The organism is Limnothrix sp. FACHB-881 (genome assembly GCF_014698135.1).
GTDB lineage: Bacteria > Cyanobacteriota > Cyanobacteriia > CACIAM-69d > CACIAM-69d > CACIAM-69d.
In genome coordinates, this window is sequence record NZ_JACJSN010000003.1 from 41,060 (window position 1) to 53,899 (window position 12,840).

At 57.2% G+C, this 12,840-nt stretch carries 15 protein-coding genes and 1 tRNA gene; 13 read left to right on the forward strand and 3 right to left on the reverse strand.

Annotated features, from left to right (window positions below; translation table 11 throughout):
• Window positions 1-148 precede the first annotated feature (148 nt).
• The 4 genes from rpsO to aroF are packed head-to-tail and all read left to right on the forward strand — an operon-like array spanning window position 149 to window position 2,293.
• Window positions 149-418 carry a 30S ribosomal protein S15 gene (gene rpsO / locus H6G52_RS04320; protein ID WP_099531875.1) on the forward strand — a complete coding sequence of 90 codons (270 nt, stop codon included), beginning with the start codon at window positions 149-151 and terminating at the stop codon, window positions 416-418.
• 15 nt (window positions 419-433) lie between these two features.
• The gene (locus tag H6G52_RS04325) at window positions 434-976 is read left to right on the forward strand and encodes a photosystem II biosynthesis protein (RefSeq protein WP_190526708.1); all 543 of its coding nucleotides are present in this window, start codon (window positions 434-436) and stop codon (window positions 974-976) included.
• Between the two features lie 60 nt (window positions 977-1,036).
• Entirely contained in the window at window positions 1,037-1,177 is a 141-nt protein-coding gene (locus tag H6G52_RS04330) for a hypothetical protein (RefSeq protein WP_158234325.1), read from the forward strand.
• A 51-nt stretch (window positions 1,178-1,228) separates the two neighbouring features.
• On the forward strand, window positions 1,229-2,293 hold the full coding sequence (gene aroF, locus H6G52_RS04335) for a 3-deoxy-7-phosphoheptulonate synthase (RefSeq protein ID WP_099531877.1): 1,065 nt from the start codon (window positions 1,229-1,231) through the stop codon (window positions 2,291-2,293).
• A 279-nt stretch (window positions 2,294-2,572) separates the two neighbouring features.
• Here the strand turns inward: aroF and H6G52_RS04340 are convergent, their stop codons facing one another.
• Entirely contained in the window at window positions 2,573-3,271 is a 699-nt protein-coding gene (locus tag H6G52_RS04340; RefSeq protein ID WP_190526710.1) for an N-acetylmannosamine-6-phosphate 2-epimerase, read from the reverse strand.
• Between the two features lie 327 nt (window positions 3,272-3,598).
• On the opposite strand from H6G52_RS04340, the gene H6G52_RS04345 reads away from it, so the two are divergent.
• Complete coding sequence (locus tag H6G52_RS04345) at window positions 3,599-4,891, forward strand: tetratricopeptide repeat protein (protein ID WP_143472900.1); 1,293 nt, start codon at window positions 3,599-3,601, stop codon at window positions 4,889-4,891.
• A 4-nt stretch (window positions 4,892-4,895) separates the two neighbouring features.
• Here H6G52_RS04345 and hetR read toward each other — a convergent pair whose 3' ends face one another.
• Both hetR and H6G52_RS04355 read right to left on the reverse strand, forming a co-directional pair.
• Window positions 4,896-5,852: a heterocyst differentiation master regulator HetR gene (gene hetR / locus H6G52_RS04350; RefSeq protein ID WP_255407481.1), complete on the reverse strand. Its 957-nt coding sequence runs from the start codon at window positions 5,850-5,852 to the stop codon at window positions 4,896-4,898.
• A 330-nt stretch (window positions 5,853-6,182) separates the two neighbouring features.
• The gene (locus H6G52_RS04355) at window positions 6,183-6,902 is read right to left on the reverse strand and encodes a hypothetical protein (RefSeq protein ID WP_099531879.1); all 720 of its coding nucleotides are present in this window, start codon (window positions 6,900-6,902) and stop codon (window positions 6,183-6,185) included.
• A gap of 87 nt (window positions 6,903-6,989) precedes the next feature.
• Here H6G52_RS04355 and H6G52_RS04360 point away from each other — a divergent pair, with 87 nt between their 5' ends.
• The 8 genes from H6G52_RS04360 (at window position 6,990) to H6G52_RS04395 (ending at window position 12,820) form a co-directional block, all read left to right on the forward strand.
• Window positions 6,990-7,187, forward strand: a complete 198-nt coding sequence (locus H6G52_RS04360; protein ID WP_099531880.1) for a hypothetical protein — start codon at window positions 6,990-6,992, stop codon at window positions 7,185-7,187.
• A gap of 551 nt (window positions 7,188-7,738) precedes the next feature.
• Window positions 7,739-8,263 carry a GNAT family N-acetyltransferase gene (locus H6G52_RS04365; RefSeq protein WP_099531882.1) on the forward strand — a complete coding sequence of 175 codons (525 nt, stop codon included), beginning with the start codon at window positions 7,739-7,741 and terminating at the stop codon, window positions 8,261-8,263.
• A 17-nt stretch (window positions 8,264-8,280) separates the two neighbouring features.
• Window positions 8,281-8,433, forward strand: a complete 153-nt coding sequence (locus tag H6G52_RS04370) for a hypothetical protein (protein WP_190526712.1) — start codon at window positions 8,281-8,283, stop codon at window positions 8,431-8,433.
• Window positions 8,411-8,484 (forward strand) — tRNA-Pro (locus tag H6G52_RS04375). The genes H6G52_RS04370 and H6G52_RS04375 overlap by 23 nt, the downstream gene beginning before the upstream one ends.
• 567 nt (window positions 8,485-9,051) lie before the next feature.
• Entirely contained in the window at window positions 9,052-9,243 is a 192-nt protein-coding gene (locus H6G52_RS04380; protein ID WP_190526714.1) for a hypothetical protein, read from the forward strand.
• 146 nt (window positions 9,244-9,389) lie between these two features.
• Entirely contained in the window at window positions 9,390-10,820 is a 1,431-nt protein-coding gene (gene lysA, locus H6G52_RS04385) for a diaminopimelate decarboxylase (RefSeq protein WP_190526716.1), read from the forward strand.
• Window positions 10,821-10,933: 113 nt separating this feature from the next.
• Complete coding sequence (cdaA, locus tag H6G52_RS04390) at window positions 10,934-11,773, forward strand: diadenylate cyclase CdaA (RefSeq protein WP_190356167.1); 840 nt, start codon at window positions 10,934-10,936, stop codon at window positions 11,771-11,773.
• A 288-nt stretch (window positions 11,774-12,061) separates the two neighbouring features.
• On the forward strand, window positions 12,062-12,820 hold the full coding sequence (locus H6G52_RS04395; RefSeq protein ID WP_190526718.1) for an isoprenyl transferase: 759 nt from the start codon (window positions 12,062-12,064) through the stop codon (window positions 12,818-12,820).
• The last annotated feature ends 20 nt before the right edge of the window (window positions 12,821-12,840 follow it).

Genomic DNA, 12,840 nt, shown 5'->3' on the forward strand with positions numbered 1-12,840 from the left:
GAGGCAACTTCCGGGCGGCTTTGGGCTTCCCGGCCGCTGTGAACCCGGGGGCGATCGCAATCGAGCGATCGTCCCCTTGCACTCCGGTCTGAGCGTGATATTCTAGAGAGCTGCTGTCTGTACTTAGCAACACCCAAGCAAATTCGTCATGCCCCTGCAACAAGAGCGCAAACAAACCGTCATCAATGACTTCCAAACCCACGGCACCGATACCGGCTCGGCGGATGTGCAAGTGGCGTTGTTGACGGCGCGCGTCGAGCAACTCAGCGAACACCTGAAAAAGAACAAGAAAGATCACGCCTCTCGTCGTGGTCTGCTGCAAATCATCGGTCGCCGTAAGCGCCTGCTGGCTTACATCCTGAAGCAGGATCGTGAGCGTTACCAAGCGCTGATCAAGAAACTCGGCATTCGCGGTTAGGGAGCGCTATCCATCGTGTCAGGCGAGCCTCCCTCTCCATCGCCGCGCGATCGCTTGCCCTTTGAACCGGGAAAACGCCGCAAGGCCAAGGCTGAATCCGAGCCAACCCCTGCGACGACACCGGCTCCGCGCAAGCTGAACCCGCTGCCTCCCTCCACCAAAGCCAAGCCCGCCCAAACCACCCAGCCGGACTCCGCTCCCAAACGGGTCTACACGCGATCGGAAATGGCAATTCCCGATTCGGTGAGTAAGCGCATGGCCAAACGGATGGTGGTGTTTTGTGGTGTCCCGACGGTCTTGAGCTTTGCCAGCTTCATCGGGGCCTACTTTGTCAACACGCAAACAGAAGTCCATTTACCCAATGTGCTGGTTTTTTCGTCCAGTTTGGGATTCTTGGTGCTGGGGGTGTTGGGTTTGAGCTATGGGGTGTTGTCTTCGTCATGGGATGAAACAGCGCCAGGCAGCTTGTGGGGAATCGGGGAGTTTCGGGTGAACTTTGGCCGAATGGTTGAAGGTTGGCGAGCAGCCCAGTCAGCCCGAAACAAAGAAAAATCTTAATTACACTAGAGAGGACGAACGGGGCTGCCAGGATACCTGGCGGCTCCGCGCGCTTTAGGGATGTGGGATCCAATCCGTAACGGGTTAGCGGGGGCAAGGGTGTCAGGAACGCAGGTGGTGTTATCAGTTCGACGGCGGGGCTTGGGCAAGCGCGTGGGGGGCCTGGCGGCGTTTCGATCGCGGCTTTGGTCTGCCAGCTAGCCTGGCTACACTCCTAAAACGCTCAAAATCCCATCAACAGAGGCTTCAATCATGATCATTGTGATGCGTGCGGGCGCACCCGCTGAAGAGATCGATCGCGTTGCGGACGAGTTCAAGAGCTGGGGCTTGGATCCCGAAAAAATCGTCGGGAAACATAAGGTGGTGCTGGGTCTGGTGGGCGACACGGCCAGCATGGATCCCGAACGGATGGAAGAAATTAGCCCCTGGATTGAACAGGTGCTGCGGGTGGAACAGCCGTTCAAGCGGGCCAGCCGGGAATATCGCCACGGGGAAGCCAGCGAGGTTACGATTCCTACCCCCAACGGCCCGGTAACCATTGGCGAAAACCACCCGATCGCGGTGGTGGCGGGCCCTTGCTCCGTGGAAAACGAGGAAATGATTGTGGAAACGGCCCTGCGAGTCAAGGCAGCCGGGGCCCAATTCCTGCGGGGTGGGGCCTTCAAGCCTCGGACTTCGCCCTATGCGTTCCAGGGCCATGGTGAAAGTGCCTTGGAACTGTTGGCAGCGGCTCGGGATGCGTCCGGATTGGGGATCATCACGGAGGTGATGGACACGGCCGACATCGAAAAGATCTACGAAGTGGCGGATGTGCTGCAAGTGGGGGCCCGCAATATGCAGAACTTCTCGCTGCTGAAGCAGATTGGGGCCCAAGATAAGCCGGTGCTGCTGAAGCGGGGGATGTCTGCCACGATCGAGGAATGGTTGATGGCCGCGGAATACATCATGGCGGCGGGCAACCCGAACGTGATCCTCTGCGAGCGCGGCATTCGCACGTTTGATCGCCAATACACCCGCAACCATCTGGATCTGGCCGCTGTGCCGGTGCTGCGCCGCCTCACCCACTTGCCGATTATGGTGGATCCTAGCCACGGCACGGGCTGGGCCCACTTCGTACCCACGATGGCCAAGGGATCGATGGCTGTGGGCTGTGATTCGCTGATGATTGAAGTCCACCCAAATCCGAAGAAGGCCCTGTCGGATGGGCCCCAATCCCTGACTCCGGATCAGTTCGATGCGTTGATGGTGGAGTTGGCGGAATTTGGCCGGGCCCTGAAGCGGTGGCCCACTCCGGCGGCTGTGCCTGCGTTGGTGTAGCTAACCGTTGCCATGTGATGAGTCGGGCCGGGCGATGATTTGGGTTCAACCGAGTCCAGCCCAGCCCGATCGGGTTCAATCCCGTTGAATCGGGTGTGATGAACCCTTTGCTTGAAATTCAGTTGTGAAGTGATGGGGCGATCGAACAGATCGCCCCATTACTCTTAAGGATGGAATCTTGGGGATCCGCAAGCGGCTGGAACCGAGATCCCGCCGTGAATTTCGGAGGCGATCGAGGCGATCGAAACAATCCAGCTCAGCCCCAACAAACTGTTCAGACTACTCCAGGGCGATCGCCCGTTGATAGGCTTGCACTTGCAGATCGATCCCCGTGATGGCAGTTCCCACAACCACGGCAAAGGCTCCCCGATCGATCGCAGCCCGGGCCATGGCCGGCGAAGCAATGCCCCCTTCACAAATGCAAGGTACTGTCAGGCGCGTGACCATTTGCGTTAACAGATCCCATCCCGGCGGGGTCTGATCTTGGGTCGCTTCCGTGTAGCCATACAGCGTTGTGCCCACCAAGTCAGCTCCCGCTTGGGCGGCGGCTTCGGCCGCTTCCCAGGTGTCAATGTCGGCCATTACCGGTTTCCCCAATTCCTGATGGATGCGATCGATCAGTTGGGCGGCGGTGTCCCCATCGGGGCGCGATCGCAGGGTGGCATCAATGGCGATGATGTCGGCTCCGGCGGCGGCGATCGCGGCGGCATCGGCAAAGCGTGGCGTGATGTAAACCGAGGAGCCGGGTAGCACCTGCTTCCAAAGGCCAATAATTGGTACATCGGCCCCCAAGCGCGATCGGGTTGCCATCACATGCTCGGGACTGTCTAAACGGATACCCACCGCCCCCCGCAACACAGCCGCTTGGGCCATGGTGGCAATGATCTGAGGATCCCGCAGGGGGGAATCGATCGGGGCCTGGCAAGACACGACCAAACCACCACGCAATTGTGTTATCACCGGCTCAACCCCTAACATGAACATTATCAATCGTTGAAACAGTTGAAACAATAGACGAACTAGCCGACTGAACCGGCCGGCCGTCTCGAACCGAAATCTTCGGTTGCTGGGCACACCAGCCCCAAGGCAACCTAACCCAAGCTAGGGGTGATGGCTGTGAAATTCCGTTGCACGAACAAGCGCCCCTCCGAGATCCCACGTAAAATGCCCACGTAGAATGAAGCTAATTTTCTGTTTGGATTGCCCCCAAGGGCCACAGAATACCTTAGCCAGCCTATGGGGGTTGGCCACGCTCCCCCCTGCTCCAAGCTGCCCTCAACGCGCTTTTGGGATGGAAACAATCCTGTGAATTCCCCCGATGCCACCACTGCTCTCCAGCCTGCTGCCCTGGAATCCTACACCTTGGCCCTAGGGCTTTGTCGATCGGGGCAATGGACAGAGGCGATCGAGCTGTTTGGCCAGGCGATTAGCCTCGCTCCCAATTGCAGTGCCCTGTGGAATGACTGCGGCAATGCCCTGGCTCGCACCGGCTGCCTTCAGGATGCCATCACCTATTACGATCGGGCGTTGGTGCTGGAGCCGCAAAATCCCCACTATTGGTATAACCGGGGCACGGCCCTTGATGGCGCTGGGCAATTGGAGGGAGCCTTAGCCAGTTATCAAAAGGCGCTGAACTTTGCACCACTCGATCATCGTCTTTGGAATAATTTGGGCGTAACCCACTTCCGGCTGGGCCATTGGGAAGCGGCCGCCCATAACTATAGTCGGTCGATCGAACTGAATCCTACCTGTCCCCGCGCCTGGCACAATCGCGGCGTGGTTTTACGCAAGCTCAATCGAGACAGCGAGGCGCTCACCTGCTATGAGCGATCGCTGGAATTGGAACCCGCCAGCGCCGCCACTTGGTATCAGCGCGGGATCGTCCTAGACAATCTCAAGCGCCACGATGAAGCCATTGCCAGCTATGACAAGGCCCTCGGCTTGCGGGATGGCGACCACAATATTTGGCATAATCGCGCGATTTCCCTGCGTTGGGCAGGTGATTTGGCAGGGGCCCTCGAAAGCTACCAAAAAGCCATTACCTTTGACGCGGCCGATGCGGATACCTGGTACTATCGCGGCCGCCTGATGCGGCAGTTGGGGCGCATTCGGGAGGCGATCGCCAGCTATGATCTCTCCTTGACCCTGAACCCTGAACAACCTAATGCTTGGTACGATCGGGGCAATGCCCTCTTCTCGATCGGGCAATTACAAGCGGCGATCAAAAGCTACGACGAAACGATCAAGCGCGATCCCACCAAGCCCACTCCTTGGTATAACCGCGGCCTGGCACAACTCCGGCTGCGGCAACCGGAAGCGGCCCTGATGAGCTACTTGAAGGCAGCCGAACGCGGCCTATCATTACCGGAGTTGCAATTTTGCCAGGCCTGTTGCTACCTGCTGCAAACCCAGCGATCGGATTGCAGTGACTGGGAACGCCAAACGGCTCTCGATCGCGCCGCCAGTTGTTTGCAAGCGGCAATTGCGGCCAACCCCGATCGCTACGGTTCCTTCGCCACCGCCCACCAGCTATTTGAGCCGGTCAAGCCCGATGCCAATGGCCGAATTAAGCCCCTGAAAGGCTCATCTGTGTCTTAGAGATCTAGGGATCTAGGTGGTCAATCCGATCGCCCGCTGCCAGTTGCACCACGATCGGCTGGCCACCTTCCGTATGGTGTCGATCGGCCCATTCCCGCAGCACCCGATCCAAATCCGCCATCGCTTCTCCCAGGCGATCGGGCGCAATATCCAACTCCTCGATCGCCCGCATGGCCTGTTGTTTCTCCGGATTCGCCGCCCATTCCCGCAGCAACCGGAAATAGGTCGCCGTATCCTCCACCGCCGTGTAGCTTCGGGCTTCGGAATCCTTCGGAGTCCAGTAGGAAGCTCGCACCAAGGCATAGAACGGCATTCCCCAAGGCGAGTCCAGGCGCGACACCGTTCCCGAGTGCAACAATCGCCGCTTGATATGTTCCGTCAGGGCTTCGCTCAGGGGCATTTGCTGTTCGATCGGGAATGGCTCCTGCGATCGGCGATGCAAAAACTCAATTAGCTCCATGAACTGGAACGAGTTCAAAACCTGAGCATCGGGCAACTGATCCGGCAGCTTCCGTTCCAAATAATGCTTTTCTTCACCGGTTAGGCTCGTCCCCGGAATGCGAGGCTGACCCGGCTTCCAGGGAAACCGCTCCATCCAAACCGCCGGCAACTGAATCAGGTAGCGCGGCTCCTGGGATCCCAACATCCGCAGCAGCTTGCCTTCCGTCAAGGCCTCGCGCACCTCCTCCACAATCGCCTTCACCCGCTTTGGCTCAATGTGGTGCAAATAGCCCGTATGGCGTAGGTTTTGCCCCTGTTCCAAATAAGTCAGGTAAATGGCGCATTTTGCCGCCGTAGCCGCCGCATCCAAAAATGCCCCGTGGCGGTGGCCACCGGTTCGCATGGCACTAAAGGCCAAAAACAACAGGATGCGATCCATCGCTCCGGCGCTAATGCGCTCAATGAGATCGCGATCGCTCAGTTGCGACTCTTCCAGCACGCGGTGAGATCCTGAACCCAAAACAGCTAACCCTCAATATCAGACCAGCTTCAATAGAACTTTCACGGGAGCGCTTTCATGGGCAAACGCGGAACAATCACCAATCGCGATCGCGCCAAAAACGCCACCCGATCGAGCAACTGACCTTCAAAGCAACCTGCGCAGACCCACCGGCCCAAAAAACCGGGACAGTCAACCGCCAGCGCCGCCTGAACGCCCCCATTTCCCCTTCAGGAAGGAAATTTCTAATAATCGCCCCATTGTGCCATTGGTACTCTGAGACGGCCAAGGGCGATCGTCAGAGATTGGGGGGGAAATACCCGGATGGGTGATTCCCCTTGGGCTTCCAACTTAGCACCCCATCAGACGTTGACGAACCCCTTCCGCAATTCGTTGACCCAGATATTCTGGAATCAAGCTCTCATTGGGGCCCAGTAGATACAAAATCAGCCTTGTTCGTCCCCGCCACACCAGCAAATTGGCATTCACCACCAGCAAATCCTCTTGCCAGATGGCATACATCACCTTGTAGAACAACCCCGGCTGGTTATCCGCCTCAATCAACAGAGCGGGCAAATGGAACACCGGATCCACATAGAACTCCGTTTCCACCTGCTCCAACCCCGCATCCAGGTTGAATTCCACCGCCAGCATCTCTTCCACCTCGAAGTGGCCAGCCAGCGCTTCACGAATGGCGCGGCAAACATTTTCCGAAGTCTTCTCCGTCAGAGCCTTGCTGCCCCGAGACACCACCAACTTGATGAACACCAGCATCGGCGGGTGAATTTGCCCGTAAAGGCTCAAGCTGTGGATCGTCAGGCCATAGGCCGCCAGCACCCCAAAAATGTCACTGAGCAGAAAGGATTGGTTGCGATAGGCAAAATGCAGTGCGCTTTTGCCCCCTTCCGGCTTCAGTTCAATGACCGCTTGGCGAGTTTTGTAGAGTTGATAGGCCAAGCGCAGATTTTGCAGTTGAATCTCACTGCTGACAAACTGCTCATAAAATTGCGGAAAGGCCCGGTTGAAGCGCTTGAGCAAGTCGAGCGTTGAGGGCTTGAGACCCGAACTCATACCGGATGAAACCGCACCTGCCACCGTGTTTTACCGCTGATAGCGCTTTGAATCCATCTTGACATTCCGTCACTATTTCACTAACAATTGCCGCAATTTGCTAACAAATGCCGCAATCGGGAAACATCCTGTTGGGTGGCGGTGAAGTTGGCTTCATCCGCTCTACAGGCTGACACAACCCAACCGGCCGCCTTTCGCGTCATAACCACGGTGGGCGATCGCGACGGGGAGCACCCTTCAGAGCCAGCCAGCTTTGCCAGCCAGCCTCAGAACAAGCAAGGGTGACGGCGCGATCGCCGGTTCCGCAACGCGACTTTAACGGGACTTTCTTTAGCGGGACTTTTTTAGATGGCCTGATGATCTCAATCGATGGCAGGCCAAGGGACTTGGCTTATGGTTCCCATTAAAACCTATATTGGCATAGAAATTGACGGCTCGGTGGGCAACCCCGCCCCTTGAACCACAGAAGCGCCAAACCGGCACATGGCTGGGCTGGCCGGGCAGTGGCGAAACCGCTTAATCGATCGCTGAGGTTGATCAACGGCTCCTGAATTTGGGTTGGAATTCGGGGTTGCGGCGGCTTCTTTTCAGTCTTGGGTTGCCAGTTACCGGGAATGATCCAAGTTTCGCGCAACCCATGGCACAATAGAGCGCAATCACAGCGTTTTCTAAACCAACCTCAACCAACCATGGCGTGGTAATCACCGCACGGTGCAGAGCGATCGCGCCCCTTGCCGGTTGAGTGATTAGCCCCATGGCTGCATCGTCGTTGTGGCGAATTGGTCTCGGGTACTGGCTGTCGCTGGCAAGTGTTAAGACAGATCGTGTAGGCTCACATGGGGTTTTGGAAGAGCTTATTTGGAACACAGGGAGATCGCCCGGCCGCAACGGTCGAGGCGGTTCCCGGCTATCAACCCCTGGAGCGAGATCCGCAAACGGGTGAGATTCGGGTTTTCTTTAGTACCGATCGCGATATTGATCTGTACGACCTTGAAGAGCTTTGCGATGCGGTGGGCTGGGCCCGTCGGCCCCTGCGCAAGGTGAAAAAAGCGATTCAACACAGCTTCTTGGTGCTGTCCATGTGGGAGCAGCGGGGCGCAAAGCGGCGACTGATTGGCTTTTCGCGGGCCACGTCGGATCATGCTTTCAACGCCACCGTGTGGGATGTGGTGGTGCATCCAGATTTTCAGGGCCGAGGTTTTGGCAAGGCGTTGATGCGCCAAACGATCGAGCAGTTACGCCGCGAAGACATCAGCAACATTACGCTCTTTGCCGATCCCCACGTGGTGGATTTCTACAAGGGTCTGGGGTTCATGCCCGATCCGGAAGGGATTAAAGGCATGTTTTGGTATCCAGATTAGGGCTGAGCGGGCGGTGGTTGGAGTCCCTGCGCCTGTTCCGCCTCAGCATTCACAGCGTCTGTGATATGATGGCCTTGTCTGTGGCTGCGGGCGAACTCTCTCCCGTGCAAGCCACCAGCGCCGGCCATCAACGTTGGCCGTCAACACCGGGATGTAGCGCAGCTTGGTAGCGCGCCTGCTTTGGGAGCAGGATGCCGCAGGTTCAAATCCTGTCATCCCGATTCAGCAATTTCAAAAACGCCGGAACCCAAGTCAGAACTTGGGCCGCCGTTGGCGATCGCAATCTGCGGGTTCGATCAATTTTGATCGAAATCGATATCGATCAAAGTATTGATCAAAGTCGATCGAACCGGATCCACCACCATCTCCAGGCAAATCATCGGGGCAAGGGGTTTAAACCCCTTGTCTTTGGTCTGTTTAGGATTGCTTGATCAATTCCCTAAACCATTGATCCCATTGGTCGATGATGTTGATCAATGATGATTAACGATCGACTGATTGATTTTGGTGATCGACTCTGGTGATCGGCTCTGATTATTGATCAATCGTTTTGATGGACTCGATCGCCTGCCAAATCATCACGCCCGTGAAGGACAGCACAAACAGCAACTGAAACAGATAGAGGCCGGGATAGGTTTCCAAAGAAATCATGATCAGAGGTGGGGATCTTGTGTTGGGGGTTCGATCGGCTCGTTGATTTCAACAATACTCGATCAATTGAGACCCTGGGGAGCCACGCAGGCCAGGCCGCGCAATAGTAAACTAACCGGATAGGCCAGGGGGCCGAAATGGTTAGATCCACGGCGATCGCTCCTTCAGATGCTGTGGTTGGCCGCTGGTTTTCCTCTGGTCTCGATCGCGAGTTTTGCAACGTTGGCAACCATGATCATCGGCTCTGGATTGATGTTCATATTCGTCAGCTCGGTAGATTCGGTGTCGGTAGGTTGGTGATCGATCGGGTTGTGTCCCGATCGCCCTAGATCGATCACACTGGATCGATCGCCCATCGGAGCATCAGAGGATCATCGGAAGCGCATCTAATGGAGATCGCCGGTTCTGTGGTTGCCAATGGTTGCCAACGTTTGCCAATTCCCCATAACCACCCAACCCGCACTGCTACAAACCGATGGTTGCTACGCCCGCTGCTCGCCCCCAAACCAATCACGCTGATCAGACGGATTCCCAAACCTCCAGCCTGCAATATCTTCACCCCCAATCCGAAGGTGGCCCTGAGCCATCACCCAACCAACTGTTGATGCCCCTCACGGCTCGCGTGAACGATCACGACCATTTGGAAGTGGGCGGTTGCGATGTGGTGGAGCTGCTGGAACAGTTTGGCTCGCCTCTATACATCCTGGATGAGGAAGGACTGCGGGCGGCCTGTCGCCAATACCGAGACTCATTCAAGCAGTTTTATGCGGGAGAATCCCAGGTACTCTACGCCTCCAAGGCCTGGAGCTGTTTGGCGATTTGCGCGATCGCCCAGTCGGAAGGCTTGGGCGTGGATGTGGTGTCGGCGGGCGAAATCCTCACGGCCCTGCGAGCGGGCACGCCGGCCGCCAAGATTTATTTGCACGGCAACAACAAATCCCGGGCTGAGCTGGAATTGGCCGTGCGATCGGGCTGCAACATCATCACCGACAACTGGCTTGACTTGCACACCTTGGCCAGCTTCTCCGTCTCGGAGCCAATTCGGGTGATGGTGCGGATCACGCCCGGCATTGAATGCCACACCCACGAATACATCCGCACGGGCCACATTGACAGCAAGTTTGGCTTTGATCCAACCCAAGTAGATGAAGTGCTGGAGTTTTTGGCCCAGCAACCCCACCTACACTGCATTGGGCTACATGCCCACATCGGCTCTCAAATTTTTGAGCTGCAACCCCACAGCGATTTGACCGATACCCTGGTGCAGTGGTTCGTTAAGGCCCAGCAGTTGGGGCTGCCGGTGGCGGAGTTGAATGTGGGCGGTGGTTTGGGCATTCGCTATACGGAATCCGATGACCCGCCGAGCATTGAGCAGTGGGTGCAAACGATCGCCCAAGGGATCACGGCAGCCTGCGATCGGACGGGGTTGCCCCTGCCCAAGTTGCTGTGCGAACCGGGTCGATCGCTGGTGGGGTCTTCCTGCCTCACGGCCTATCGAGTGGGCAGCCAAAAAACGGTTCCCAGCATCCGCACCTACGTTTCCGTGGATGGCGGCATGTCCGATAATCCCCGACCGATCACGTACCAATCCTTGTATCGATCGGTGGTGGCGAACCGAATGAGCGCCCCTTGCACGGAAACGGTTACCGTAGCCGGTAAGCACTGTGAATCGGGCGATGTGCTGATTCGGGATGCTCAACTGCCGGCCCTGGAAACGGGGGATGTGTTGGTGGTGTTGGCCACGGGGGCCTATAACGCCAGCATGGCCTCGAACTATAACCGCGTGCCTCGACCGGCGGCGGTTTTGGTGCGCAATGGTCAGGCCGATCTGATTCTGGAACGGGAAACGGATGAAGACTTGCTGCGGTTCGATCGCCTGCCCGATCGGCTGCAAGGGCTGAGCTAGACCTTCCGCCCCCCGTTTTGCCCCCAGGGTTCATCAACGGTTGTCCACTGGGGGCCTGCGCATTGGGGGCCTGCGCCATTTCGTAGACCGATTCTTGAGTTGTCCGAGACCCGCTGTTGCTGCTGCAAGCGATCGATATCGGCCTAGTTTTGCTCCTGACGTATGCCCTGTTGGCCGTCGTCGGCGAACGGCGAACCCTGTGGATGGTGCGCGGGTTCGTCGTACTGATGTTGGCGGCGGCGGTGGCCCAGCGTTGGGGGCTGTCGCTCTTGAGTTTTTTCCTGGGCAACTTGACGGTTGGGGCGGCCGTGGCCATGGCCGTTATGTTGCAGTCGGAGTTTCGGCGCTTGCTGGAAAAGTTGGGCCGGGGCCAAGTGGGGGAGTTGTTGTCCCGATCGCCCGACACGGCCCCAGGCACCGACAACACGATCGATGAACTGGTAGACGCGGTGCGGGAACTGTCCCAAAACCGCACAGGGGCCCTGTTGGTCTTGGAAACCAGCGGCACGATCGATGAGCGCGATTTCTCCGTGCCTGGGGTGCGTTTGGATGCGGAAGTCTCGAAAGAGCTGCTGCAAACCATTTTCCAAACCTCCACCCTGTTGCACGACGGAGCGGTTTTTATTCAGGGCGATCGGGTCACTTCAGCGGGAGCCATTTTGCCCCTGTCCGATCGCCAAGCCTCTCGCCAGCTTGGAACTCGCCACCGGGCCGCCATGGGCGTGACGGAACGGATGGCCAACTGTCTTTGCATTGTCGTTTCCGAAGAAACCGGGTCGATTTCCGTGGCGGAGCGCGGCCAACTGGAACGCCCGATCGCTAGCAGTCGTCTGCGGGAAATTCTGAAAACCAAGCTCGCCTCGCCCAGCGATCGGGAACAGCGAGTCACATCCCTGCGACAGTTGCGGCGACAGTTACTATTCTTCACGGGCCTGTGGCGTAAGCGGCGATAGATACCCGTGCCCGGTGCAAGTTCTGTCCCTCACCCAACCATTCCGGCCCTTAATTCAAACGGCCCAGCCAACCCCTAGATTCGCCGGCCAACGCCCCTACCCCGTGGGGCCGCCCGGGGAGAGCGTCGAGTTGCGATCGTTCGGGTATGCTCATGGGAAGCAAGCCAGCAATTTTTGTTGACACGCGCTAATCTGAACGAGACTTCCTGCACAACTGCTCTCAAATTCACCTCCCATTGCGTTCTCCATTCGCAGAGGTGGTGAAGACTTTATCTTGCGTCGATTCATATGACCGCAAAACAACTCCTATCGCGTGAATTGCCCGCCGATCTCGATCAAGCGCTGTTGCCTCGCCATGTTGCTGTGATTATGGATGGCAACGGCCGCTGGGCAAAGCAGCGCGGCCTCCCACGCATCATGGGCCATCGCCGGGGAGTTGATACCCTTAAAGACTTAATTCGCTGCTGCAAAGATTGGGGCATTCAAGCCCTCACGGTCTACGCTTTTTCGACAGAAAATTGGGGTCGCCCCGCCGAAGAAGTAGACTTTTTGATGATGCTTTTTGAGAAGGTTCTGCGGCGAGAACTTCAAGAATTAATTGAAGAGTTGGTGCGCATTCGATTTGTGGGCAATATCCATGCGCTCCCCGATTCTTTGCAGGCAGAAATTGCCCATGCTTCAGACCTTACGCGCCACAACAATGCTCTGAATTTCACCGTAGCCACCAACTACGGAGGACGACAAGAAATTTTGCAGGCCTGTCGGGCGATCGCCGCTCAGGTCAAAAGCGGTGACCTGGCGATCGAGTCCATTGATGAACAGCTCTTTGAGCAACACCTGTACACGCGCGAACTCACCGATCCCGACTTGATCATTCGCACCAGCGGCGAAATGCGAGTCAGCAATTTTTTGTTGTGGCAAATTGCCTACGCAGAGCTTTACGTCACCGAAACCCTGTGGCCAGAGTTCGATCGCGCCGCTTTCCATCAAGCCCTCATGAGCTATCAAAAGCGCGATCGACGCTACGGCAAAGTACGCACCAAATAAAGTTCACGCTCAAAGTTCGC

What these genes read in the sequence shown, in the direction of transcription:
- H6G52_RS04330 (WP_158234325.1), top strand. Translation starts at nt 1,037, where the DNA reads ATGTGGGATCCAATCCGTAACGGGTTAGCGGGGGCAAGGGTGTCAGGA.
- H6G52_RS04380 (WP_190526714.1), top strand. Translation starts at nt 9,052, where the DNA reads ATGGTTAGATCCACGGCGATCGCTCCTTCAGATGCTGTGGTTGGCCGC.
- H6G52_RS04365 (WP_099531882.1), top strand. Translation starts at nt 7,739, where the DNA reads ATGGGGTTTTGGAAGAGCTTATTTGGAACACAGGGAGATCGCCCGGCC.
- aroF (WP_099531877.1), top strand. Translation starts at nt 1,229, where the DNA reads ATGATCATTGTGATGCGTGCGGGCGCACCCGCTGAAGAGATCGATCGC.
- H6G52_RS04340 (WP_190526710.1), bottom strand. Translation starts at nt 3,271, where the DNA reads ATGTTAGGGGTTGAGCCGGTGATAACACAATTGCGTGGTGGTTTGGTC.
- lysA (WP_190526716.1), top strand. Translation starts at nt 9,390, where the DNA reads ATGGTTGCTACGCCCGCTGCTCGCCCCCAAACCAATCACGCTGATCAG.
- H6G52_RS04355 (WP_099531879.1), bottom strand. Translation starts at nt 6,902, where the DNA reads ATGAGTTCGGGTCTCAAGCCCTCAACGCTCGACTTGCTCAAGCGCTTC.
- H6G52_RS04395 (WP_190526718.1), top strand. Translation starts at nt 12,062, where the DNA reads ATGACCGCAAAACAACTCCTATCGCGTGAATTGCCCGCCGATCTCGAT.
- rpsO (WP_099531875.1), top strand. Translation starts at nt 149, where the DNA reads ATGCCCCTGCAACAAGAGCGCAAACAAACCGTCATCAATGACTTCCAA.